The following is a 23,007-nucleotide window of genomic DNA, read 5'->3' as shown; positions in this document are numbered from 1 at the left end:
GAGCGACGTGCTCAAGACCGTCGCGTCGTAACGCGGCGTATGCACGTCACCGTCGACGTCAAAGGTGAAGACACCTACGAACTCGAGCTCGAGACGGTGGCCGCCGACGCGTCCAATGGGTCCGACGCGGCCACTACGGAGGTGACGCCGACGTACGCCGACCTCCTGCGTGCGATCGAATTGAGTCCCCACGAGGTAAGCGTCCTCGTCGACGGCCGTCCGGTCCCCGAGGACCAACCTGTCGAGAACGATCACGTGACAGTGTTGCGCCTGATCAAAGGAGGATAATCCGTGTTCGTCCGCACAGCCACGCCCGACGATACCCTCGAGGTGCGACGCATCCTCGACGCCGCGATGCTCGAGCCTGGCGACGTCGAGGAACGGATCGACGCCAGGAACGTCTTCGTCGGCGGCGATCGACGCGGTGGGTCGGCGCGTGACGGCGACACTGCTCGGATTCTCGGCACGGTCGTCCTCGAGCCCTTAGAACGCGAGTCGGGAGCCCACGTCGGCGCGGTCGGCGTCCGGCGTCGCCATCGAGGGCGCGGAATCGGTTCGGCACTGATCGAGACGGCCCTCGAGCGCGAAGGCCGACTCACGGCCCGCTTCGACGATGGCGTCCGTCCGTTCTACGAGCGACTTGGATTTTCGATCGAGCCGATCGACGAGCAGCGCCATCACGGCGTGCTCACGACGGATCGTGCCTGACCGGGAGTCACGCCGACTCCTCGTCTTCTGCTAGCGGAGTTTTATCCGGCGGAACGTGGTAGCCACCCTCGCATGGCGCTCCAAGGGATGCTCAGCGGCGATCCGTCGAAGCGTTCGAAGGTCTATCTGGCGATCGGTGCGCTCTCGCTGGTGAAAGCGATCGCAGTCCGCCGCGACCGGGATCGATTCCGGCGCGAGTTGCTCGACGCCGGCCTGTTTCTCGGCGCTGGCCTGGCGCTGCGCCGGTTCAGCAAGATGAAAGCCCAGAAGCGACAGGAACTCGAGTCACAGGTTCCCGACTGGATGGCCGACGCGATGCGATCGGAGGCCGCACGATCGGGACTGCGATCGATCGCGAAGCAACAACTCGGTCGGTCGGAACCAGAACCGGAACCGACGCTGCGGGATCGCGCCCGCGGCGTTCTCGCGAGCCTGTAGCGCGGTTGCGTTCGGGTTCGATTTAGGCTGGAGACGGCTCGAGGCATGCCGTAAAGTGACGAAGTTCCGGCATCGAGGGATTAGAGACGATCTCGAATCCGGCCACGTCGCGGCGATCCTCAAGGACGGCTGCGGCGGTCTCGACGACATGGTCGAAGTGCTCGCGGTGATAGGTGCGACGCGGCACCGCGAGCCGGACGAGTTCGGGCCGGTCGGTCTCGGGAAAGGCGAAGCTCCCGAGTTCGACCCCCCGGACCCCGCCTTCGCGGTAGAGTTCACAGACCAGCGCCTGCCCCGGAAACTCGTCGTCGGGTATGTGCGGGAACGCGGCCCCGGCGTCAAGATAGACCGCGTGGCCGCTCGTCGGCGTGTAAACCGGGATGCCGACCTCGGCGAGTCGCGACCCGAGGTCGCGGACGCTCGCGATTCGGTCCTCGAGGTACGACTCCTCGACGGCCTCGCGCAGGCCGACGGCCAGCGCGGCGACGTCGCGGCCGGCCATCCCACCGTAGGTGGGGAACCCCTCGTAGAGGATCGCGCGCTGTTTGCACTGCTCGAACAGCGACTCGTCGTCGGTCGCGACGAAGCCACCGACGTTCGCCAGCCCGTCTTTCTTGCCGCTCATGACGACCGCGTCGGCGTAGCCGAGTTGCTCGCGAGCCACCTCGGCGACCGTCGCCGATGCGAACTCAGCTTCGCGCTGCGTGACGAAGTAGGCGTTCTCCGCGAACCGGCAGGCGTCAATCACGAACGTCGCGTCGATCTCGTCGGCGAACTCACGGACGCGACGAGTGTTCGCGACGCTGACCGGCTGGCCCGCTGCGGAGTTGTTCGTGACCGTCTGGATCACGAGCGGCACCCGCTCAGCGCCGACCTCGTCGACGATCGAGCGAGCCCGCTCGAGCGAGAGGTTCCCCTTGAACGGCGCGTCCGCGTCAGGGTCGTGTGCGTCCGGGACCGGGCAGTCGACCGGGTCGGCGTTCTGGTTTGCGACGTGAGCGCGAGTCGTATCGAAGTGCGTGTTGTTGAGCGCGACGTCACCTGCCGAGAGCATGGAGCCATAGAGGACGTTCTCGGCGCCGCGTCCCTGGTGGGCCGGCACGATGTGGTCGAACCCCATCACGTCCGCAACGGCCGACTCGAGCCGGTCGAAGCTGCGCGACCCCGCGTAGGCCTCGTCGCCTCTGATCAGCGCGGCCCACTGGGCATCGCTCATCGCGCCCGTCCCGCTGTCGGTGAGCAAATCGACGAACACCGACTCAGCGTCGAGGTTGAAGACGTTGTAGCCGGCCGCCTCGAGGGCTCGTTCTCGCTGGTCTCGCGAGGGGAGAGAAATCCGCTCGACCATCTTCGATTTGTACGCGACCATATCGATCCCCTCGACGGCCGACCAGTTCAAATCGAGTGAGAAAAACCGGGTGCCGTCGGACCGATTCGACGACCGGGGTGCAACTCCGTCCGCCAGTGGACGGGTTCGTCGGTCGCACGGCTCGAGCGAGCAATCCGATCGAATCACCGTCTCGTATCGACGGTCCCAGCTCCAACCCAGCAGAAATCGGATGTCGCGGTTCCGGTTCCGGCGTCGGACCCGACCCCGAACGCATCGGACGAAATTCTCGTCTCGGTCGGCCCCGGGCCGACGAGTTCGAGGTTGGACCCGTCGTCGGACCCGTCGTTGCGAGCGCGGTCGTCACTCCGGTCGGTCGCGTCCCCCGTCACCTCGTGTGCGGCCGCCTGCAGGTCCGCGAAGACGTCCGCTGCCGTCACGTCGTCGGCGTCAACCGCCTCGTCGGTACTCGGGTCGTGCTCGCCACCGCTCGCGAGAAGCGCGTCGGGATCGTCCGCGTCGTGGGCTGCAAGGATCGCGTCCGGGTCGGGGTCGATCTCCGTGAAGACCTCCGTGACTGTCGGATCGGTACTCATGGCTGGAGTGTTCCCACCATCCACCTTCGTTACGAACGCGCTACCGCTGTATTACGGAGTGAATACGTTCGTCGATATGACTCTCACGGCGAGAAATCAGTCAGCTATCGGGAACTGAACGCGGGCCGAACGGCCCGGTCAGAACAGGTCCTGAGTGAGCTCGAGGGTCTCCTCGCGGTCGTCCCAGTCGACAAAGAGCGCGACGCTGGTCGCGCTGGTAATGATGTCGTTGAGCTGGATCCGAGCCTCGGCGAGGGGGTTGACGATCTCGCTGATGATCCCCGGCTGGTTGGGGAGTTCGCCGCCGGTGACGCGGACGACGGCGACCGGCGAGTCGACGGTGACACTCGAGAGTTCGTCACGCGCGATGACCTCGCGGTGGAGGATGTTCTCGGCGCGTTCGGCCTCCTCTTCGTCGATGTAGAACGTGACGGTGTCCATCCCGCTGGCGACGGCGTCGATATTGATCTCGCTTTCAGCGAGCGAGTTCGAGAGGTGGTTGAAGATTCCGGGCTGGTTGCGGATCGCGCGGCCGGCGACGGTCAGGCAGGCCAGCGGTCGTTCGCGCAGGTCGACGAGGTTCTTGAACTCGCCTTCGATGCTCGTCCCACCGGAGAGCAGATCGCCGTGCTGGTAATGGACGACGCGGACGTCGAGGCCGCCGTCTTTGTACGACAGCGCGGAGGGTGCGACGACTTCGGCCCCGCGGAACGAGAGGTTCCGGAGTTCGTCGACGGAAATCTCGCCGACGTTGCGGGCCCCTTCGACGACGTTCGGGTCACCGGTCATGACGCCTTCGACGTCGGTGACGATGACGACCTCGTCGGCGTCCATGTACTTGCCCATCATGACGGCCGTGGTGTCGGAGCCACCGCGGCCGAGCGTCGTAATCGAGCCGTCGGGGCCCTCTGCGAGGAACCCGGTGATGACCGGCACCGTCCCGTCCATCTCAGCTGCGACTTCCTGGGCGCGCCGTTGGGTTTCCTCGACGTCGACTTCACCGTACTCGTCGGTGACGATCGGCCACTCCTCGCTGCCAGGCTCTAAGAAGGTCGCGTCGATCCCGCGAGCCGACAGCGCGGCCTTGAGCATTCGGACCGACGTCCGCTCGCCCATACTGACGATCTGGGCGCGGTCGGCATCGTCGGTCTCGAAGGTGATCTCGTCGAGCAGTTCGTCGGTCGTCGACCCCATCGCGCTGGCGACGACGGCGATCTCGTGGCCGTCTTCGACGGCGGCGGCGACCGAGTCCGCGGCACGGTTGATCCGATCCCCGCTGCCGAGACTCGTTCCGCCGAACTTGGCTACGACGCGCATGCTGACACCTCACAGACGGCCCGCAGTGCGATGCTGTGACTCATACTCGAGTCGTTACCAGAGCGGGCAGATAACTGTGTCCCATCGTTCCTATTTTTACCATCCGTCCAATTGTCGACGGTCGCGTCTCGAAACCACCGATTGTCTCCCCGCTTACGGCCCGTCCGCTGTCGGGGTGACAACGAGCGCCCACAGCGCGCGGTTGGGACGGTGGGGGTAACATTCACTGTTGTGCGCAGCATTACCATACGTCGATGAACGTACGTGACGCACTCGAGGCCGATGCCGACGCGCTCGCGTCGATCGCCGACTCTCCGACGGACGTAATGCGAAATCTCGTCCACGATCGCACAGTGCGCGTCGCCGAGGACGGGAGCCACGATCCCAACGCGGATCTCGGGAACACACAGTACGACGGCTCGGATCCGGAGGATCTACTCGGATTCATTAGCTTCGACGCGCGCGAAGACACCGTTCACGTCACCCAACTCGACGGGACGAACGACGCCTGCAAACGGCTGCTGGCCGAGCCGGTTCGCTTTGCCGAACGCGAGTCGATGGCCGTCGAAGTGCTTGCAGCACAGGATGCCACCGCGATCGAGCGCGCCGCCGACGAACTCGGCTTCGAACGACGCGGCCGTGGCCCCCGATTCAACGGCGCACCGACGGTACGGTTTCGACTCGAGCCCGCGAGCTACAGCACCAACTGACCCGATTCAGCCGCCGTCCGCAGTCTCCGTCGTCTCTCCGAGGTCTGGCTCGGACTCGAGACCGAGATAGTCGATCGTCGTCCGATAGAAGACGTCTCGCATCGTTTCCCGTGGCAGATCGCGAGCGAGTAGCCCCGCCCGTTCGTTGCGATAGGGGTACGGAATGTTCGGGAAGTCCGACCCGTACATGATCGACTCCGAGAGCTCGACGAACGTCTCGTCGGCGATCGAGGACGGATCGAACCCCATCGTCTCCGGGGCCGACGTCGACATCGCGAACGTCGTATCGAGATACACGGACTCGTGGTCACGTGCGAGGTCGAGAAACGCCTCGACCTCGTAGGTCCCCATGTGTGCACAGCAGACGCGAAGCGCCGGATAGGACTCAACCAGTTCGGCGAAGGCGTCGAAACCGACGTACGGGCTGTCCTCGAACATCGGTGCCGTCCCCCCGTGATAGGTGATCGGGCGATCGTACTCCGCGACGACCTCGAGGGCGGGCTCGAGGCGTGAATCTGCGGGTCGACACTCTTGGACTGGGCAATGAATTTTCAGGCCGCGAGCGCCCGCCTCGAACGCGTCTCGGACGACGGCAGCGACGTCTTCGTCGTCGGGATGGACCGTCGCGAACGGGATCAGCATGTCCGACGAGTCGGCCTGCTCGCAGAGCCATGTATTGAGTTCGTGCGCGAGGTCAGGCTCGTGGGCGTAGGGAAGTGCGACGGAGGCGGAGACACCGGCAGACTGGAGGACGTCTTCGATCGCCGGCCGGGTCACGGGATGTGAAAACTCCCAGTCGGTCTCATCGCTGAGCGAGCGTCGGATCGCGGCGGCGAGCCGTTCGGGAAACAGATGCGTGTGGGCGTCGATCGCGGGACGAAACGCCGTCTCGCGGGTCTCGGCGGCGACTCGGTGGTCGGAAGGAGACATATGGATCGGGTGACAGTCGCTGACGGGATCGTGACGAATAGGTGTACCGCCGGCGGCGATTCGTGTCGTCTTAGCTGAACTTCTGGACGGTCACGTCTAACGTGTCGAGGTCGACGATCGGCGCAAAGCCGGCGTCGGGGTCGATGTTGACGCTCTTCTGGAAGTCCGTCTGGGCCTGCCAGCAGCCGGAGTTGATCGCGAGAACGTTGTGGTACTTCCCGAAGCCGAGTTTGTGGACGTGGCCAGTATGGAAGATGTCGGGGACCTCCTCCATCACGAGGTAGTCTCGCTCTTCGGGAGCCAGCCGGGTGTGGCCCCCGAACTGGGGTGCGACGTGGCGTTTCTTGAGCAGGTGGTACATCGCCTTGTGCGGGTCGTCGTAGCTGGCCTTCTCTTCGGGCAGTTCCGCGATGACTTCGTCCAGCGAGACGCCGTGGTACATCAACACGGAGACGCCCTCGAGCGTGACCGTCGAGGGGTTGCTCACGATCTGTGGGTCGTGAGCGGACATGATCTCCCGGAGTTCCTCGTCGAATCCCGGCTGTGGTTCCGCGAGGCGGACCGCATCGTGGTTGCCGGGGATCATGACGATCTCGATGTCGCCGGGCACTTTCTTCAGGTGTTCGCTGAATGCCTCGTACTGCTCGTAGATGTCGACGATGTCGAGTTCCTCGTCCTGATCGGGGTAGACACCGACGCCTTCGACCATGTCGCCGGCCAACAACATGTACTCGACGTGCTGGGCTTGCTCGGTATGCAGCCAGTCGGCGAACGCGTTCCAGGCGTCTTCCATGAACTCCTGGCTACCGACGTGGACGTCGCTGATCAGCGCCGCCTGGACGTGGCGATCCGCGGTCGAGGGCTCGTAGGTTCGGGGGACGTCGGGGAAGTACATCGAGTCGACGAAGGCGATCCCCGAATCGTCCGCTAAGGTCCCCTCCATCGCGAGCACCTCGTCATAGAGCAACTCGTCGACGAGGTCAACATACTCGCGGTCTTTCATCACGAGCCACGGAAAGGTCCCGGTCGCGTCCTCGAGTTCGATCAGCCAGTGGCCGCTGGCAGTCGAGCGGATATCGTTGACCAGCCCGACCATCGCGGCCTCGCTGCCGCCGGGCATCGCCTGAATGGCCGTCGCCGGGCGGTGATTCACGCGGCTTCGCAGTTTCGCGCCGAGCCGATCGAGCCGGTCCCGGAAGACGGAGACGAAGTCGCTGTATTCGCCGGTCCCGGTGCTCTCGCCGGTCATATCGCCAGTGATCTCGAGCGAACGGAGCGCGGGGTCGGCAGATCGCTCGGCCGGTCTTGACCCCTCCGTTTCGACTGGAGAGCGACCGGGAGAGTCGCGTTCTCGTGTCGAATTGGCTCCACTTGAAACGGAGGCGGTTGAGTCGGCCGACGTGCCCGTCGCGGAGTCGTCGGATCGAGTCGAACCGCCGGCGTCGGGTGCGGCAAGCGCTGCTTCCACGTGATCGGCCCGGACGACCAGCGCATCGTCCGGGATGTCCTCGAGCACGCGCTCGAGGGCCGCACGTGGATCGTCGGCCGCCGTGAGCCGCGTTACCGCCTCTCGTTCGGCGTTGTAGCCCCGGCTCGTGAGTTCGCTCACGAGTCGGGCGGCGGCCTCGAGTGGCACACGCTTCGCATTCGCGAGGGGCACAAAAAGGGTAGCGGATCAGCGGTCGCATCGCCCCGCGTGAGCGAGTCGCAATAGCCGGGAGTCGCGGCAAGAGTGCCGGAAGGTTGATGCCGAGTTCGGCGAAATCGAACACCAATGGACGGTCCCGAGACCGACGAGCGGAACCGCGCTCGATCCGATTCGCGAGACACAACCTCGAGATCGGAGACGGACGCCGCGTCGGGTCACGAACCGCACGGAGAGGAGGTCGCTTCGCGAGCGAAAGCGAGGCGCGACGCGGTAACGATCGGTGAGGACGGGGTCGTCCGGTGGCTTCTCGAGAGCGACAGTCGAGCAGGTGTCGCAGTTCGAGACCTCGTGACGATCGTCGCGATCATCGTGATCGGTGGCAGTCTGCTGGTCGGGATCGGCGGTACCTGGCCGCCGCTCGTCGCCGTCGAGAGCGGCAGTATGGACCCAGGTATCGAACAAGGGGATCTCGTGTTCATCGTCGACGAGGGGCGGTTCGCCGGCGATGGCGCCGTGGCAGGAACCGGCATCGTTACTGCCCAGCGCGGCCACGAGAGCGAGTACGAGCGGTTCGGAAAGCCGGGCGACGTCATCATCTTCCTGCCGAACGGAGATCCGACGAAGACGCCGACGATCCATCGCGCCCAGTTTCGGGTCGAACAGGGCGAACGGTGGGTCGAAACGAAGGCCGAACCCGCGTATCTAAACGGTGCGACCTGTTCCGATCTCGCGTCGTGTCCGGCACCCCATGACGGGTTTATCACGAAAGGCGACGCGAATCCGGCCTACGATCAGGTACCGCGGTCAGGTGCGAATACGACCGTCGTCAGCACCGAGTGGGTTACCGGCAAGGCGATGGTTCGAGTTCCATGGGTCGGGGAGATTCGACTGGCAGTCGATTCGATCCGTTCGGTCGTCGGCATCGGCCCGGTCATCGCCGCCACCATTGGCAGCGTGCTCGCGCTCATCTGGTACGGGACGGCCGCCGAAACGCGCGACCCGTAGCCTGTGCGAACAGAAAGTTAATTTTCGGGCCCGGCGAAACGGATGACGATGAGCGGCTCTCGCTCCGGGGCTCCCCCCGACGATTCCGGCGATGACGATCGCGACCAGTCGGATGACCCCGCCGGTAGTCCCCAGACGCCACCACCGGAGCCTGCATCGACTGCGTCCGACTCCGACTCCGACGACGTTACCATCGAAGACGACGGACTCGTTCGCTGGTTCTTCAAGACCAACGACGAGACCGTCATGGTGACACGGGATATCTTGAGCAGCGTCGCTATCGTCGCTGCCGTTGCGCTCCTCCTGTTCGGCGTCAGCGGCATCTGGCCGCCACTCGTCGCCGTCGAGAGCGGCAGTATGGAGCCGAACATGTACAGAGGGGACCTCATCTTCGTCGTCGAGGAAGACCGATTCGTCGGCGATAGCGCAATCGGGGACACCGGCGTCGTCACCCTCGAGCGCGGCCAGACGAACGACTACACCAAGTTCGGCAATCCCGGCGACGTCATCGTCTTCAGGCCGAACGGCAACTCCGCGGCGACACCGGTGATCCATCGCGCCCATTTCTGGGTCGAAAAGAACGAACGCTGGGTCGAGACGAAAGCCAGCGAGGAAATCGTCGGCGACGCAACCTGTCAGGACCTCCCGAACTGTCCCGCACCGTACGCCGGGTTCATCACGAAAGGAGACCACAATCCCGGCTACGATCAAACGGGTGGCGGTGCCGACACCGGCATCGTCAAGCCCGAATGGGTCACCGGCAAAGCACAGTACCGGATCCCGTGGCTCGGCCACGTCCGACTGACCGTCGACCGACTCTTTGGGGGCATGATCGTGCCGCCGGCACCCTCGAGCCAGCTGGCAGACACACGGCCGGAGCCGGGAGCGATGACACCCGCCGGTCCCGCGTCCGGTTTCGAGTCGAACGGCGAGCTCGCCGGTATCGCTGGCGTCGCCGGCGGCAGTATCGCACTGGTTGCGGGTCGGTATCGGTCCTAAGTTGCAACAGCGACCCACTCCACGTCGTCAGCTGTGCTATCCGTCGTCTTCCGGATTCTCGAGTGGAAATCGAGGGGTATGAACGGCGGCAGCGAACGGTGCTCTCGCGAGCCGAACGGAGTTCCTCGAGGTCGACGCGACTAAGCGGTCGACACCAAACGAACACGACCGCGGTATCGGGGGCGCGTTACTCGTCAGTTCTCGAACCGAGCCTGAATGAACGGCTGGACGTCGTCGATATCGCTCAGCCGGGAATCGCTCAGTAACACGGCCTCCGTCTCTTCGAGTGGCACGGAGAGGCTGATCTCTTTGGTCCGACCGTACCGCCCCTTCGAGACGACGACGGCGTTGACGATGCCGAGCATGTCGAGTTCACTGATGAGATCCGTCACCCGACGCTGGGTCAGGACGTCGGCGTCGATCTCCTCACAGAGACGCTTGTAGATGTTGAACACCTCACCCGTGTTGATGCTGTGGACGCCGTTTTTCTCGAGTAAGATGATCGCAAAGAGCACGAGTTTGCTCTGGGTCGGCAGCGTCCGGACGACCTCGACGACGCGGTCGAGTTCGATCTTGTCCTGGGCCTGTCGGACGTGTTCCTCGACGATCGTTTCGGCCTGAGAGCGCTCGGCCAGCTCACCGGCGGTGCGAAGCAAATCCAGCGCGCGACGTGCGTCGCCGTGTTCCTGTGCTGCAAACGCTGCACACAGCGGGATCACGTTCTCGGAGAGCGCACTCTCCTTGAACGCGACATTCGAGCGATGCTCGAGGATGTCCCGCAACTGGTTCGCGTCGTACGGTGGGAACACGATCTCCTCCTCACCGAGCGAGGATTTGACGCGCGGGTCGAGGAAATCAGTGAACTTGAGGTCGTTCGAGATGCCGATGATCGAGACTCGCGAGTTCTCGAGTTCGGAGTTCATCCGCGAGAGGTTATAGAGCGTATCGTCACCGCTTTTCTCGACGAGTTTGTCGATCTCGTCGAGCATGATGACGACGACCCGCTCGTCGTAGTCGACGGCGTCGAAGAAGACACTATAGACACGGTCGGTCGGCCACCCGGTCATCGGGACTTCCTCGAAGGACTCTCTGTCGGCCTCGAGTTCGTCGATCCGGGCTTCGACCGCCTCGCGGCTCTCGAACGGCGACGATGCGAGCGGATGGTCCGACGGGAGCGCGGCCGGATCGGTCTTGGGAGCGGCTGCTGACGGCTCGGTCGCGTCCGCAGACCCCCCTGCTTCAGGTGGAGAATCGTCCGATTCGGGCTCGATACCGTCTCCAGACGAACTATCGGTGTCGTGTTCCGTCGCGTCCTCGACTGCGAACTCGAACGGGTCCGATGCCGTTTGCTCGTCGGCCCGGTCAGGAACCGCCGGCTCGCGAGCATCGGCGGTCGCGTCGTACTCGTCGATGGCGTCGAGCAGCGACTCGAGGGTCGAAAGTTGCTCGTCGATCCGTTCTTCGTTCTTTTCGATGAACTTGTTCGCCAGCTGTGCGAGCACGCGATACTGCGTATCGGTGACTTCGCAGTTGATGTACTCGACGTCACACGGGACACTGTACTTCTGGGAGGTGCTCTCGAGTTCCTTGCTGACGAACTTCGCGCTCGCGGTCTTGCCGGTGCCGGTTTTACCGTAGATGAGGATGTTCGACGGCGTTTCGCCCCGAAGGGCGGCCACGAGAATGGTCGCCATCTTGTTGATCTGGTCGCTCCGATGGGGCAGTTCGTGTGGCGTATAGGACGGGCGGAGGACTTCCTTGTTCTCGAAGATGGGTTCACCGCTGAGGAGGTCGTCGAACAACCCCTGGTTCGACTCCTCGTCGCCGAGATCGGTGTTCTCGAAGTTCGCCGAGAACCCCCTCGTTCCGTCGATTTCAACCTCGTCCGAATCTGCGGTTTCTGAATCGTCTGACATCCGTCGTACACAGGCCCCCTTATTTCGTGTGGAGTGCCGAGCCGGGAATCAGGAATCACGTGGTCTGATAGGCTTCATAGGTGAATCCACGAGTCCAGATATCCGATGCGGGTCCAGTTGATGCAAACGAAACAGAGGAAAACCACGCTAATAAAGTCTTCCGTTCCCTTCATCTCGTGCCGGAACGATGCTCGATATAATTTAGATACGTGCACGAGCGTACGTCTCGCTGGTAATTCAGATGAACTGATTCAGATGAACAAATAGGTAGAACGTGGCTAGTTCGTTTCTGCGGTCGACGGCTCGAGGGGCGACGAGAAATGATACTACTGGACAGCAGTCAATACGAAGCCGGTCGCGAATTTACGGCCGTCCCCGCAGGTGACGGCTGGATACATGCGACCGGCGTCACGTCGTTCGGTCCGGCAGTATGAGAATCGATTCCGATGGCCGGAAACCCAGGAGATCAGTCACAGTGGAAAGATCGTGTTGTTAGCTACTAGTACCCGTAGAGGGGAGTTGCTTGGGATTTAATCTCAATGGGATCGACGACATCTGTACCCCCCCACCCCTTCGTTTCGAGTGGAACTGCTCACAGAGGGGGAGGAGGTGAGAGGGTGTTCTAGAAGAGCAGGTTTTACAATGGGCGACCAGAAACAGTAACCGTAGAACTAGCAGAACAGAAAATATTACTAGAAGGCTGTTATTTCTTACTAGATACTACTAGAACGCTTTCTCGGACCATCTAACACTAGTAGATAACCGCATTCGTTACTAGAACCGTTCTGAACCCTCAATTCGTCCGTTTCCGCGCTAGGAAACCTGTCTCGAGTGGAAACAAGGGGGTCCACACCCGGTCATCGGTCGCTCGTCGGCCACACGCTCTCGTCGATCTCCAGTCGAAACGAAGGGGTGGGGGGCCTCACCGCGTCGATCATACCTACTCGTTCTCACACCACAATAACCGCTCGAGCGTGCGCAAACCTGTAATCCGTTCGTACTGATCGACAGTGTGACTGAAACGGCCACACCAGGCAATGTGTGTATATCTCTCGCGGCATGTGCCCGGTTCATCTACAGTTTTATCTATCCGCTGACAATCTTCTTGTTCGGAGTGTCAACATGTCTGACGTAGGCTTAAGTGAGTTCGCTTAGTAGTACGCGCAGATGCACCCCGCGGTGCTGGAGGGCCCAATAGATGGGACTGTTCACAGAACTCAAAGATAGTATCTCTCGGGTGACGGATCGCCTGTTTTCGGAACAGGAGCCCAAACGAATCGGTATCTACGGTCCACCGAACGCCGGCAAGACGACACTCGCAAATCGAATCGCGCGCGACTGGACGGGTGACGCCGTCGGTGCGGAGAGTCACATCCCCCACGAAACGCGTCGCGCGCGCCGAAAAGAAAACGTCGAGATCGAACGCAACGGCAAGACGGTGACGATCGACATCGTCGACACGCCCGGTGTGACAACCAAGGTCGACTACGAGGAGTTCACCGACGAGCTCGATGAAGAGGACGCGATTCGTCGCTCCCGTGAAGCGACCGAAGGCGTCGCCGAGGCGATGCACTGGCTACGCGAAGACGTCGACGGCGTCATCTACGTGCTGGATAGCGCCGAAGACCCGATCACGCAGGTCAACACGATGCTGATCGGCATCATCGAATCCCGTGACCTTCCGGTTCTCATCTTCGCGAACAAGACTGACCTCGACGACTCGAGCGTCAAGCGGATCGAAGACGCCTTCCCACAGCACACGACTGTGCCCCTCTCCGCGAAGGAAGGCGACAACATGGACGAAGTGTACGACAAGATCGCGGAGTTCTTCGGGTGATATCAATGCCGAAGGCAACCAACACAGACGATTCGGAGCCGTCCGACGGCGTTCAGATCGATCTGATCAGCGGCGAACGCATGGACGGGATGGCCACGATGGAAAAGATCCGGATGATCCTAGACGGCGTCCACGACGGCAACATCGTCATCTTAGAGGAGGGGTTGACGCCTGACGAGGAGAGCCGACTCATCGAGGTGACGATGGCCGAAATCAGCCCCGACGAGTTCAATGGGATCGAGATTGAGACCTACCCCAAATCCGAGGCCCGTGACTCGTCGCTACTTGGCCGCATCATGGGTAGCGACAAGGTAGAGACGAAGCTCACCGTGATCGGACCGGCCAACCAGATCGAGACGCTCCACAAGGACGAAACGCTCATCAGTGCACTCGTGTCCCGTAACTAATGCCTCATCAGTGTACGAACTGCGGTCGAACGTTCGCTGACGGCTCCAAAGAGATGCTCTCGGGCTGTCCCGACTGTGGCGGAAACAAGTTTCAGTTCGCACCCAAAACTGCGGCCGCAGCTGACTCGTCCGACGGGGCTGATGACACGGGAGCGGCCGACGCAGGATCGGCTGAGTCGAACAGCGTCACGAGCCGTGCCACGGAGACCGTCCGCGATTGGATCACCCGCGACGACCCGTCGGACGGACGGGATCGATCGTCCGCCGACCCTGCCGCACAGTCCGCCCCTGACGACTCGAGCGCGGCTGCACAGTCGGAGCGGTCGTGGCCCTCGAGCGATGAGGCCGACGACACCGAGGCCGACGACACGATCGACGAGGGGTTTGCCGAATGGCCCGAGACGGCACGGCGACCAGCGGACCGAACCGGCACAGTGACCGAGCCGAACGACGAACCCGATGACGATGACAGAGAGCGCTCGCGCCAGCGCTCTGTCGGGCCGACGACGACGCTTTCGGACGACGAGAATTCGGCACAGGCCGACGCCCGTAGCGAAGTCGTTCCGGCGGATGACCTGCCGGCTCACGATGGGCCTACTGTCTCCGAAGCTCAACGTAGCGCCGATACTGGTGATCTGCCCGATGCCCCGGCAGCCGGAGACGATCGACCGCCAGAACACGGTCGCGTCGTTAGCGAACCGAGTGGGGATCGTCCCTCGATTGAAGACCTCCGGGAAGAGCTCAACGAACAGTTCGAGAGCATCAAGATCGTCCGGCCGGGCCAGTACGAACTCAACTTGATGGAACTCTACAACCGCGAGGAGTACATCATCTCCCTTCAAGAGGACGGCCGATACGTTATCGATGTCCCTGATTCCTGGCGCGACGGTGCCGACGACGAGTGATCGACGCAGGTAGTGACACCGGCGTTCGGAACAGCTGTCGACTGTCGGCGACAGTTCTCATTCGCGATCCCTTCCGACCGCGTTCGTACACCACCTCGATCGCGTTTCTCCTCGGTCGATGCTCCCGGAACTGATTCGTCCCGACCGTCCTCGAGAATCGACCGGACCACCAGCTCGTTTCTACTGCAATACCGAGAATCCTTCCCGAAGAACTCTCTTCGATGAGAGATTGGGTTCCACCTGAAATAATGGTCACGAACGATGGCAATGGTGTAACGCGACTGCTCGAGTCGTAGTAATTCGACCGGAAGACTGGTGCGAGCGCGGTCGAGGCGGCGGACGGAGACAGATGGATTTAAGCAATGGCGATACGAGACGGCACATATGAGCACTGCAACCAAGGTTGTTCTTTCCACGGTCGCCGCATCGGCACTGCTGTCGATCCTGCTCGTTTTCCAGACGGCGCTCGCCTGATGTTCGAGACTCGTGCGCTCCCGGGTCGACTCGCGTCGGTCCGCGACGCTCACGCGCCGGGCGCTCGAGTTCTCGACTGCGAGCGTGACTTCGAAACCCTTCCGCCAGCGCTCGCTGAGGACCTCGGTTTGCTCGTCGACGCTCTCGAGCCGGCCAGCTACCCGGCTGCCTGGCTGCCCGAGAACACGCCGACGCTGCTCGCGCGCTACGTGAGTTCGGATTTCACGGTCGGAATGCCGGGCGACGGCAGCGTCGCCTGGACTCGGCAGACGGAGCCCCCGGTCGTGTTAGTCAAACCTAGAGTCGAGGGCTCGCCCGAATCGTTCGTCGACTTTTTGCTCGCCGAGGCGTTCGTCGAGCTCGGGCTCGAGGTGCCCGAACACTTCATCGGCTTCTTCGAGGACTCGTATCGCGATCTCGACCGCGCGGTGCCGCTCGACCCGAACGGTACCTATCAGGTCGCCGCCGCGCTGTACGACGGCTGGGTCGGCCTCCAGACCCGAGAGGTCTTCGCGGACTGGCACGACGACCGCCCTGCCCTCGCCGACGCCTGGCAGGATGCGGGGTCGCGACTCGAGGATCGGGTCGCTGGGCTACCACGGGCGGTCGCTCGCGGCGAGACGGATTTCGCCGACGCGACCGAACTGGCGTGTGCTGCGATCAAACACGCGATCGAACTGCCCGCACCGTTCGCTGCGCTCGATACGGAGGCCTACCAGGATCACGGCCCGGCGTATGCGATCCGGTGGGCCGAGAAGACGTTCGACTCGCTCGCGGACGAGTAACTGTACTGGCGGTTAGAACTCGGCGTCGATGCTCCCGTCTTCGTCGAGGTCGATCACGCCGTCGAACAGTCCGCGGAACTCGTCGACGAGCGCGGCGTCGTGTGGTTCTTCCGAGAGATGAAAGAGGCCGACTGCGTCGTGGTCTTCGAGCAGTGCGAGGATCCGTTCGACCGCCTCAAGCGCCCGCTCATCGCCGGCGTAATAGGCAAGTTCGGTGACGGAATCGAAGCTGATGCGGACTTTCCCCTCGTGGTCGTCGAGGAAGGCATCGATTTGAGCGACGATGCCGTCGATGTTGTCCGGGGCGGCTACGTAGTGGACGGTATCGGACGAGCGTCGGGAGTAGCCGCGTTCGATGCTCAGCGTATCGAGGATTTCGGCACACTCCTCGTCGACGTCGTAGTACTCGAGTTTCTGTCTGACTTCGCGAGCAGTGGTTCGCGTCGATACGACGAGGAAGTGGTCGGTATCGGTTTTGAGGAAATCGGTATCGATACGGTCAGTTTCGCCGGTGCTTGGATGCAAGAGGAGGATGCCGGTCCCACCCGGTACCGTCTCCGGTGTTCCGTCTATCTCGAGGCTGTAGTCCATACTGGCGTGAACAACTTTCGGCACTCCCTTAAGCGTGCGGATATATCGTGCGACGAAACTGGACTCCGAAAATCGGACGAAGGGTCCAAAACTGGCGAGGGGTGGGACAGTATGGCTCACCGAGGATCGCGAACTCCAGATGCCCACGGAGTTCGATCACCGACGACCCTTCACTCTCTAAGATTTAGGCCAGCCTAAAGTATCTGTCGATGGTTCCTACAGCAGTGAAAGCGATGCCCAAGGGACCGGTGTCCACCGAGCGTGCCGGCTCTGCTCACGATGGCGAGCAACGTCGTCGCGTCTTGGGGCGTCATGCGAACGCGTTTATCCCTGCGTCACCCATCGGCCCGATATGAGCGTACGCGAGGAATTCGACGACTGGGCAACGAGCGGCCGTGACAAGGGCATGGAAGATAGACACTGGCACACCGCAAAGCATGCGCTCGCGCGGATGCCTGTCGAACCCGGTGAGACCGTCCTCGATCTCGGCTGCGGGAGCGGCTACGCCGGCCGCGCACTCCGGGATACCAAGGGCGCTGGCCGCGTCTACGGACTCGACGGCGCACCCGAAATGGCTCGCAACGCGGCCGACTACACGGACGACGTGGCCGTGGGCTACCTCGTCGGCGACTTCGACGCGCTGCCCTTCGCCGACGACTCGATCGATCACGTCTGGTCGATGGAGGCGTTCTACTACGCCGCGGACCCCCATCACACCCTCGAGGAGATCGCCCGCATCCTCCGGCCCGGTGGCACCTTCTACTGTTCAGTCAACTACTACGAGGAGAACGTCCACTCCCACGAGTGGCAGGACTCCATTGCCGTCGAGATGACCCGCTGGGACCGCGAGCAGTATCGCGATGCCTTCCGCGAGGCGGGATTACACGTCGCCGAACAGGACAACATTCCCGATCGCGAAATCACGATCCCCGACGACGACGAGTTCCCACTCGAGGACTGGGACACCCGTGAGGCGATGGTCGAGCGCTACCGCGAGTTCGGCACGCTGTTGACCGTCGGCGTCGCTCCCTGATCGCTCCGAACCCCCTCATTTCCACTCGAGCCCCCAATTCCCGTCGTACAGCCTGCAACACGGCCGGTGACTCGAGTTGAAACGCCCCTCTTGAGAGAACCACTCACATTCGGATCGCTCTCGAGCGCAGGGGGCGATACAGACCGCGACTTGCGAGATCACTATTCGTATCGTTCGCCCGCTGGAATCGCGATCTCGAGCCAGTTCTCCTCGGGCGGCAGCGGGCAGTCGAACGTTTCGCTGTAGGCACAGAACGGCGAGTACGCGAGGTTGAAGTCGACGACGAGCGCGTCGCCGTCTTCGAGGTCGCGCTCCGCCTCGAGTTCCATGTAGCGTCCGCCTTGGTAGGTCTGCTGGCCCGTGGTCTTGTCTCGGAACGGGACGAACAGCGGCTCCGCATTCGGACTCTCCTGCTGGTAGGCCGCGAGTTCGAACGTGCCGTCCTCGAGGTCCTCGTCCTCGCGATCCAGGTCGAACTCCAGCGTCGCCACACGGAGATAGCGCATCTCGCGGCCCGCAGTCGTCTCCATCAGGACGGCTTCGGGGTCGTCGTGGACCGTCGCCGTCGCGGTCACGCGGTAGGTCGGATCGGGATCGAAATAGTCCAACCCGTCGAAGTCGTCGCGTTCCTCGGGTGGGATCGGCGACTGTGGATGGGTCGCGAAGAAGTCGTCTTTCTCGGCTCGTTTCGACTCGAGTTCGCCCCGATACTGGTCGGCGTCGATAGAACTGGGATCGCTCATAGTGACGGTACGACAGCGCGATTGGAAGGCGTTACGTTCTGCCGGTCGCGACGGCTCTCCGCTGGCGCTGACATTTATATACTATCGGGCGGCCAGTCGTGTTCGTCAACCCTATGACCGACCGACGATGAGTACGGCAAGAATGACGAACTGGCGCGCGATTTTCGGCCACGACAGCCCCTACGACCCGCAGGTCGACGGCATCGAAACCGCCATCGACACCGGACGGGAGGGCGGCTACACCGTCATCGAAGGGGCCTGTGGCACCGGGAAGACGATGATCGCGCTCACCGCAGGGATCGACCTCGTGCGCGATCCGGATACTGACTACGAGCGCGTCCTCGTCCTGACGAGCGTCAAACAGCAACTTCGCCAGTTCGAGGCCGACCTCGAGACGATCAACGCGAACCTGCCGGCCGACTGGGAGCCGATTTCGGGACTCACCCTCGTCGGCAAGGCCGACGTCTGTCCGTACAACCGCGAGGGGGCGGCCGGGATCGACGATGGAAACGTCTACGATCGCTGTGAGACGTTGCGGGATCGCACCCGCGATCTCACCGGCGAGGGCGGCGAGACGACCGCAGCGAATCTGGCTGCCCGCGCCCGCAGCCAGCAGATCGGCCTGGCCGACAGCGGCAGTCGGGCCACGAGCACGTTCCTCGAGACAGCGGGCGAACCGACATCCTATCCGCCCGAACTGCCCGAGTACGGCGAGGGTGGGCCCGTCGGGGCCGAAACCGAGTACTGTCCGTTCTACGCACAGTATCTCGAGGATCTCCCGGACGACGAGGACGGCGCGGCCGCCGAAGCGATCCCCTACGATTTCACCGATGCCGGCATGGTCACGCCCGAGGATCTGGTCGCCCGTTCGGTGAGACACGGCACCTGCCCGCACTCCGTGATGGGTGCCGCCCTCGGCGAGGCCGAGGTCGTCATCGGGAACTACTACCACGCCTTCGACCCCCGGACGGTCGGCACGTTTACCGGCGCACTGCTCGACGACTCGACGTTCGTCGTCTGTGACGAGGCCCACATGCTCGAGCCACGCGTGCGCGACTTGGTCAGCGAGGGTGTCGCCGACACGACGCTTCGGGACGCCGAGACGGAACTCTCGCGGGTCATCCAGCCGCTCAAATTCGAACGCGAGGGGCGACAGGCCGAAGGCGGCTCCAAGACCGCCGACGCCGATCTCGTACGCGGGGAACTCAACGAGAGCGATGTCTCCTTCGAGGAACTCAACCGGACTCTCGAGTTCGTCCGCGACCTCCGGGCCGAACTCGACCGCCGCGTGACCGCCTATCTCGACCGCAACTATCGGGGCTGGCAGTCGAACCTGACCGACCTAAACGACGAGGAGATCCCCCTCCGCGATCCCGCCGAGCCGGCCGAAGACGAACTCTCCGAGTGGGCAAGCGAAGCCGGATACGGCGACGCAGACTGGGTCCGTGCCGAATCCGTCAGCGCGGTCGTCGCACGCATTCTGAACGAAGCCGAAGACGAAGACCGAACCCGCGCCGCACCCGCGGTCGGTCGCGTCCTCGGCGAGTGGTACCGGCAGGGCCACACCGACTACTTTCGGGAGATCGAACTCGAGCGCACCTGGGACGACACCGAGCCCGCCGACTCGTGGCGGCGGGCCTACAACGCCCACCTTGCATTGCATAACTGCGTCCCCAGCGACGCCATCGGTGATCGCCTCGGCATGTTCGGTGGTGGAGTATTGATGAGCGCGACCCTCGAGCCGATGGATGCCTTCACCGAGGTGACTGGCCTCCAGTATCTCGCACGCGAAGACGATCGGCCGGTCGTCGAACGCCGATACGGCCTGCACTTCCCCGCCGAAAACCGCGAGAGCTTCGCGGTCGCCGCGCCGAAGTTTACGTACGACAATCGTGGCCGACCCGGTGACGACAACCCGACGCGGCGGTCCTATGCTAACGCCATCGCGAAGGTCGCTCGACTCCCCGGCAACGTCCTCGTCGGGATGCCCAGCTACGCCGAAGCCGAGTGGGCCGCCGACGTGCTCGAGGGGCGGGTCGACAAACCGATCCTGCGCGACGCCGCGAGCGACGACGAGACGACCCAGTCGCTCAAAGCCGACTTCTTCGCGGGCGAGGGCAAGGTCCTCGTCACGAGCCTGCGGGGAACGCTGACCGAGGGCGTCGACTACAGCGGCGACCGGCTGGCCGCGGCGGTCGTCTGTGGCGTTCCGATCGTCAACACCTCGAGTCCGCGGACGAAAGCCGTCCGTCGGGCCTACGACGACGCCTTCGGCGACGGTTTTACCTACGCGCTGACGATCCCGGCAGTGCGAAAGGCCCGCCAGGCGATCGGTCGCGTTATCCGCAGTCCCGACGACGTCGGCGTGCGCGTTCTGTTAGACGAACGCTACGCCCGCGAGAGCTGGGACTCGGTGCGACCGTATCTCCCCGATGACGGCGAGTTCCAGCCGGTCAGCCCCGACATGCTCGACGTCGGTCTCGAGCGGTTCCGCTCGCGGCTCTCCTCACAGTGAGCGCGGTCTCCCGGCCGGCCTCGAGTCGTCGTCCGGAGTCCGCTCAATCAGACCCGGCGAGCCCGCGATCCGTTAGGACCAGTGACAGCAGCCCGTATCGGTCGGCGTGACTGCCTCGAGACGATACCGAACCGGGGCCTTCAAACGTGACCATCACCGAGTCCTGATTGTCAATCGTGTCCGGATTCTTCCCGTTCAGTATCGGAGCGACTGCGCTGGCGACTGATGCTGGTTCGCTGGCGGTGACTCCCGAGATGGTGGTCGTGTTCGGGATCATCCTCATCGCACTCGTGTTGTTTGTGACCGAGTGGCTGCCGATCGACGTGACTGCCATCCTCGTGATGGTGCTGTTGATGGTCCTCGGTGCCGACGGCGTGGTCAACTTCACCGAGATCTCGACGGCCGAAGGCACGTCGGGCTTTTCGAACTCGGCGACGATCACCGTGCTGGCGATGCTCATTCTCAGTTCCGGGATCAGCCGGACGGGGGTCGTCCAGATCATCGGCCGCAAGATGTCCGCGTTCGCCGGCGACGACCTCGACAAACAGCTGTTCGCGACGATCGGCGTCAGCGGCCCGATTTCGGGCTTTATCAACAACACGCCGGTCGTCGCCATCCTCGTGCCCGTCATCTCCGATATCGCCCACAAGGGGAAGACCTCGCCCTCGAAACTGCTGATTCCGCTCTCGTATGCCTCGATGTTCGGCGGGATGCTCACGCTCATCGGCACCTCGACGAACATCCTCGCGAGCGACGTCTCCGCGCGCCTGCTCGATCGCCCCTTCGCGATGTTCGAGTTCACTCAGTTGGGAATCGTCGTGCTCGTCGTCGGCAGCCTCTATCTCATGACCGTCGGCCACCGACTGCTGCCCGAACGCGTCCCCGTTGACGAGGACTACGTCCAGGAATACGCCATCGAGGAGTACCTGACCGACGTTGTTGTCGACGACGACTCCCCGCTGATCGGATCGACCGTCGACGACGCCATCGATCACGTCGCGTTCGACGCCGACATCCTGCAGGTCGTCCGCGACGGCGAGGAGTTCCTCGAACCGATCGGCCAGAAGACGCTCCGGGCCGGCGACTTGCTTCGACTGCGGGCCGGCCGTCCGACCGTCCAGCAACTCGTCGACAGAGAGACGCTGACGTTCGCCGGCAACCCCGAGACTGCGGACGAACTCGAGCCCGAGGCAGTCCCCGAGCAGACGCTCGTCGAGGTCGTCATCCCGCAAGGGTCGTTTCTCGCGGGCAAGTCGCTCGAGAGTTCGACGTTTCGTCAGCGCTACGACGCGACCGTGCTGGCTTTCCGCAGCCGGGGCGAGACGGTTCGGTCCAACATCGACGAGCGTCGGATCCGCGTCGGCGACACGCTGTTGGTGCAGGCGGCCCCGGACAGCATCGATCGGCTCTCGCGAAACGACGACTTCATCGTCGCCCACGAACCCGACGAACCCGACTACCGGACCGAGAAAATCCCCCACGCGGCGGCGATTATGGCGGGGGTCGTCGGCGTCGTCGCGATGCCGTGGGGAACGATCGGTGCGACGCTCGCCGGCGTGACCGGCGTCACCGCGTTCGATGCCCTGTCCGCACTGTCCCTGCCGATTCTCGTGACCGCTCTCGCGGGCGTCGTCGCGATGGTCGCGACTGGTGTTCTCAAGCCGACGGAGATCTACGACGCCGTCGAGTGGGACGTGATCTTCCTGCTGGCCGGCATCATTCCGCTTGGAATGGCCTTAGAGCAGACCGGCGGCGCGGACCTGCTGGGGAGTCTCGTCGCCGCGACCGGCGCGTATCTGCCGGCGCTCGGTGTCCTGTGGGTGTTCTACATCGCGACGGGGCTGATCACGGGCGTCATCTCCAACAACGCGAGCGTCGTGTTGATGCTGCCCATCGCCATCGAGACCGCCTCTCAGATCGGCGCAAGCCCGTTTGCGTTCGTGCTCGCCGTGACGTTCGCGGCTTCGACCGCATTTCTCACGCCGGTCGGCTATCAGACGAATCTCTTCGTCTACGGTCCTGGCGGCTACAAGTTCTCGGACTTCGTCCGTGTCGGCGCACCGCTGCAGTTGCTCCTCTCCGTCGTGACCACCGTCGGCATCGCCTTTTTCTGGGGCCTGTAG

Annotated in this window: 21 protein-coding genes; 13 read left to right on the top strand and 8 right to left on the bottom strand. The window is 63.3% G+C overall.

From position 1 onward, the window contains the following. Nucleotides 1–39: 39 nt before the first annotated feature. The 3 genes from E2L06_RS00305 (at nt 40) to E2L06_RS00295 (ending at nt 1,146) form a co-directional block, all read left to right on the top strand. Nucleotides 40–288: a ubiquitin-like small modifier protein 2 gene (locus E2L06_RS00305; protein ID WP_138777519.1), complete on the top strand. Its 249-nt coding sequence runs from the start codon at nt 40–42 to the stop codon at nt 286–288. Nucleotides 289–291: 3 nt separating this feature from the next. Further along, entirely contained in the window at nt 292–708 is a 417-nt protein-coding gene (locus E2L06_RS00300; protein ID WP_138777517.1) for a GNAT family N-acetyltransferase, read from the top strand. Between the two features lie 72 nt (nt 709–780). Beyond that, the gene (locus E2L06_RS00295; RefSeq protein WP_138777515.1) at nt 781–1,146 is read left to right on the top strand and encodes a hypothetical protein; all 366 of its coding nucleotides are present in this window, start codon (nt 781–783) and stop codon (nt 1,144–1,146) included. Between the two features lie 22 nt (nt 1,147–1,168). On the opposite strand, the gene E2L06_RS00290 is transcribed toward E2L06_RS00295, so the two are convergent. The 3 genes from E2L06_RS00290 to E2L06_RS00280 all read right to left on the bottom strand — a co-directional run bounded on the left by E2L06_RS00290 (nt 1,169) and on the right by E2L06_RS00280 (nt 4,386). Then, nucleotides 1,169–2,515, bottom strand: coding sequence for a tryptophanase (locus tag E2L06_RS00290; protein ID WP_138777513.1), 1,347 nt, complete (start codon nt 2,513–2,515; stop codon nt 1,169–1,171). A gap of 143 nt (nt 2,516–2,658) precedes the next feature. Then, the gene (locus tag E2L06_RS00285) at nt 2,659–3,069 is read right to left on the bottom strand and encodes a hypothetical protein (RefSeq protein ID WP_212750758.1); all 411 of its coding nucleotides are present in this window, start codon (nt 3,067–3,069) and stop codon (nt 2,659–2,661) included. A gap of 138 nt (nt 3,070–3,207) precedes the next feature. Next, nucleotides 3,208–4,386 carry an aspartate kinase gene (locus E2L06_RS00280; protein ID WP_138777511.1) on the bottom strand — a complete coding sequence of 393 codons (1,179 nt, stop codon included), beginning with the start codon at nt 4,384–4,386 and terminating at the stop codon, nt 3,208–3,210. 254 nt (nt 4,387–4,640) lie between these two features. Here E2L06_RS00280 and E2L06_RS00275 point away from each other — a divergent pair, with 254 nt between their 5' ends. Beyond that, nucleotides 4,641–5,096: a hypothetical protein gene (locus E2L06_RS00275; RefSeq protein ID WP_138777509.1), complete on the top strand. Its 456-nt coding sequence runs from the start codon at nt 4,641–4,643 to the stop codon at nt 5,094–5,096. Between the two features lie 6 nt (nt 5,097–5,102). Here E2L06_RS00275 and E2L06_RS00270 read toward each other — a convergent pair whose 3' ends face one another. After that, nucleotides 5,103–6,026, bottom strand: a complete 924-nt coding sequence (locus E2L06_RS00270; RefSeq protein ID WP_138777507.1) for an amidohydrolase family protein — start codon at nt 6,024–6,026, stop codon at nt 5,103–5,105. A gap of 70 nt (nt 6,027–6,096) precedes the next feature. Next, complete coding sequence (locus E2L06_RS00265; RefSeq protein WP_138777505.1) at nt 6,097–7,662, bottom strand: DNA-directed DNA polymerase II small subunit; 1,566 nt, start codon at nt 7,660–7,662, stop codon at nt 6,097–6,099. Between the two features lie 138 nt (nt 7,663–7,800). Here E2L06_RS00265 and E2L06_RS00260 point away from each other — a divergent pair, with 138 nt between their 5' ends. Further along, nucleotides 7,801–8,679 carry a S26 family signal peptidase gene (locus tag E2L06_RS00260; protein ID WP_138777504.1) on the top strand — a complete coding sequence of 293 codons (879 nt, stop codon included), beginning with the start codon at nt 7,801–7,803 and terminating at the stop codon, nt 8,677–8,679. Between the two features lie 48 nt (nt 8,680–8,727). Beyond that, nucleotides 8,728–9,678 carry a S26 family signal peptidase gene (locus tag E2L06_RS00255; RefSeq protein WP_138777502.1) on the top strand — a complete coding sequence of 317 codons (951 nt, stop codon included), beginning with the start codon at nt 8,728–8,730 and terminating at the stop codon, nt 9,676–9,678. A 194-nt stretch (nt 9,679–9,872) separates the two neighbouring features. Here E2L06_RS00255 and E2L06_RS00250 read toward each other — a convergent pair whose 3' ends face one another. Beyond that, on the bottom strand, nt 9,873–11,594 hold the full coding sequence (locus E2L06_RS00250) for an ORC1-type DNA replication protein (RefSeq protein ID WP_138777500.1): 1,722 nt from the start codon (nt 11,592–11,594) through the stop codon (nt 9,873–9,875). A gap of 1,198 nt (nt 11,595–12,792) precedes the next feature. Between E2L06_RS00250 and E2L06_RS00245 the strand changes: the two genes are divergently transcribed. From E2L06_RS00245 to E2L06_RS00230, 4 genes are all read left to right on the top strand, one after another. Then, nucleotides 12,793–13,431 (top strand): Era-like GTP-binding protein, encoded by a 639-nt coding sequence (locus E2L06_RS00245; RefSeq protein ID WP_138777498.1) that lies wholly within the window; start codon nt 12,793–12,795, stop codon nt 13,429–13,431. Between the two features lie 5 nt (nt 13,432–13,436). Then, on the top strand, nt 13,437–13,838 hold the full coding sequence (locus tag E2L06_RS00240; RefSeq protein WP_008013483.1) for a DUF2073 domain-containing protein: 402 nt from the start codon (nt 13,437–13,439) through the stop codon (nt 13,836–13,838). Further along, the gene (locus E2L06_RS00235; RefSeq protein ID WP_138777496.1) at nt 13,838–14,743 is read left to right on the top strand and encodes a Zn-ribbon containing protein; all 906 of its coding nucleotides are present in this window, start codon (nt 13,838–13,840) and stop codon (nt 14,741–14,743) included. Before E2L06_RS00240 ends, E2L06_RS00235 begins: the two co-directional genes overlap by 1 nt. Before the next feature lie 473 nt (nt 14,744–15,216). Then, nucleotides 15,217–16,002: a hypothetical protein gene (locus tag E2L06_RS00230; protein ID WP_138777494.1), complete on the top strand. Its 786-nt coding sequence runs from the start codon at nt 15,217–15,219 to the stop codon at nt 16,000–16,002. Nucleotides 16,003–16,014: 12 nt separating this feature from the next. Here E2L06_RS00230 and E2L06_RS00225 read toward each other — a convergent pair whose 3' ends face one another. Then, on the bottom strand, nt 16,015–16,593 hold the full coding sequence (locus tag E2L06_RS00225) for a hypothetical protein (protein ID WP_138777492.1): 579 nt from the start codon (nt 16,591–16,593) through the stop codon (nt 16,015–16,017). A gap of 352 nt (nt 16,594–16,945) precedes the next feature. On the opposite strand from E2L06_RS00225, the gene E2L06_RS00220 reads away from it, so the two are divergent. Then, nucleotides 16,946–17,626, top strand: a complete 681-nt coding sequence (locus E2L06_RS00220) for a class I SAM-dependent methyltransferase (protein WP_138777489.1) — start codon at nt 16,946–16,948, stop codon at nt 17,624–17,626. A gap of 161 nt (nt 17,627–17,787) precedes the next feature. Here the strand turns inward: E2L06_RS00220 and E2L06_RS00215 are convergent, their stop codons facing one another. After that, on the bottom strand, nt 17,788–18,369 hold the full coding sequence (locus E2L06_RS00215; RefSeq protein WP_138777487.1) for a DUF1684 domain-containing protein: 582 nt from the start codon (nt 18,367–18,369) through the stop codon (nt 17,788–17,790). Nucleotides 18,370–18,511: 142 nt separating this feature from the next. On the opposite strand from E2L06_RS00215, the gene E2L06_RS00210 reads away from it, so the two are divergent. Together E2L06_RS00210 and E2L06_RS00205 are read left to right on the top strand one after the other, a co-directional pair. Beyond that, the gene (locus tag E2L06_RS00210; RefSeq protein WP_138782464.1) at nt 18,512–20,884 is read left to right on the top strand and encodes an ATP-dependent DNA helicase; all 2,373 of its coding nucleotides are present in this window, start codon (nt 18,512–18,514) and stop codon (nt 20,882–20,884) included. A 254-nt stretch (nt 20,885–21,138) separates the two neighbouring features. Next, nucleotides 21,139–23,007 (top strand): SLC13 family permease, encoded by a 1,869-nt coding sequence (locus tag E2L06_RS00205; RefSeq protein WP_138782463.1) that lies wholly within the window; start codon nt 21,139–21,141, stop codon nt 23,005–23,007.

This window comes from Haloterrigena sp. H1 (genome assembly GCF_005938085.1).
GTDB lineage: Archaea > Halobacteriota > Halobacteria > Halobacteriales > Natrialbaceae > Natrinema.
The sequence above is the reverse complement of the archived record's forward strand: the minus strand, read 5'-3'. Positions and strand labels throughout refer to the sequence as shown.

What these genes read in the sequence shown, in the direction of transcription:
- E2L06_RS00215 (WP_138777487.1), bottom strand. Translation starts at nt 18,369, where the DNA reads ATGAGCGATCCCAGTTCTATCGACGCCGACCAGTATCGGGGCGAACTC.
- E2L06_RS00245 (WP_138777498.1), top strand. Translation starts at nt 12,793, where the DNA reads ATGGGACTGTTCACAGAACTCAAAGATAGTATCTCTCGGGTGACGGAT.
- E2L06_RS00280 (WP_138777511.1), bottom strand. Translation starts at nt 4,386, where the DNA reads ATGCGCGTCGTAGCCAAGTTCGGCGGAACGAGTCTCGGCAGCGGGGAT.
- E2L06_RS00250 (WP_138777500.1), bottom strand. Translation starts at nt 11,594, where the DNA reads ATGTCAGACGATTCAGAAACCGCAGATTCGGACGAGGTTGAAATCGAC.
- E2L06_RS00240 (WP_008013483.1), top strand. Translation starts at nt 13,437, where the DNA reads ATGCCGAAGGCAACCAACACAGACGATTCGGAGCCGTCCGACGGCGTT.
- E2L06_RS00220 (WP_138777489.1), top strand. Translation starts at nt 16,946, where the DNA reads ATGAGCGTACGCGAGGAATTCGACGACTGGGCAACGAGCGGCCGTGAC.
- E2L06_RS00275 (WP_138777509.1), top strand. Translation starts at nt 4,641, where the DNA reads ATGAACGTACGTGACGCACTCGAGGCCGATGCCGACGCGCTCGCGTCG.
- E2L06_RS00230 (WP_138777494.1), top strand. Translation starts at nt 15,217, where the DNA reads ATGTTCGAGACTCGTGCGCTCCCGGGTCGACTCGCGTCGGTCCGCGAC.
- E2L06_RS00260 (WP_138777504.1), top strand. Translation starts at nt 7,801, where the DNA reads ATGGACGGTCCCGAGACCGACGAGCGGAACCGCGCTCGATCCGATTCG.
- E2L06_RS00305 (WP_138777519.1), top strand. Translation starts at nt 40, where the DNA reads ATGCACGTCACCGTCGACGTCAAAGGTGAAGACACCTACGAACTCGAG.
- E2L06_RS00285 (WP_212750758.1), bottom strand. Translation starts at nt 3,069, where the DNA reads ATGAGTACCGATCCGACAGTCACGGAGGTCTTCACGGAGATCGACCCC.
- E2L06_RS00295 (WP_138777515.1), top strand. Translation starts at nt 781, where the DNA reads ATGGCGCTCCAAGGGATGCTCAGCGGCGATCCGTCGAAGCGTTCGAAG.
- E2L06_RS00225 (WP_138777492.1), bottom strand. Translation starts at nt 16,593, where the DNA reads ATGGACTACAGCCTCGAGATAGACGGAACACCGGAGACGGTACCGGGT.
- E2L06_RS00290 (WP_138777513.1), bottom strand. Translation starts at nt 2,515, where the DNA reads ATGGTCGCGTACAAATCGAAGATGGTCGAGCGGATTTCTCTCCCCTCG.
- E2L06_RS00205 (WP_138782463.1), top strand. Translation starts at nt 21,139, where the DNA reads ATGGTGGTCGTGTTCGGGATCATCCTCATCGCACTCGTGTTGTTTGTG.
- E2L06_RS00255 (WP_138777502.1), top strand. Translation starts at nt 8,728, where the DNA reads ATGAGCGGCTCTCGCTCCGGGGCTCCCCCCGACGATTCCGGCGATGAC.
- E2L06_RS00235 (WP_138777496.1), top strand. Translation starts at nt 13,838, where the DNA reads ATGCCTCATCAGTGTACGAACTGCGGTCGAACGTTCGCTGACGGCTCC.
- E2L06_RS00210 (WP_138782464.1), top strand. Translation starts at nt 18,512, where the DNA reads ATGACGAACTGGCGCGCGATTTTCGGCCACGACAGCCCCTACGACCCG.
- E2L06_RS00270 (WP_138777507.1), bottom strand. Translation starts at nt 6,026, where the DNA reads ATGTCTCCTTCCGACCACCGAGTCGCCGCCGAGACCCGCGAGACGGCG.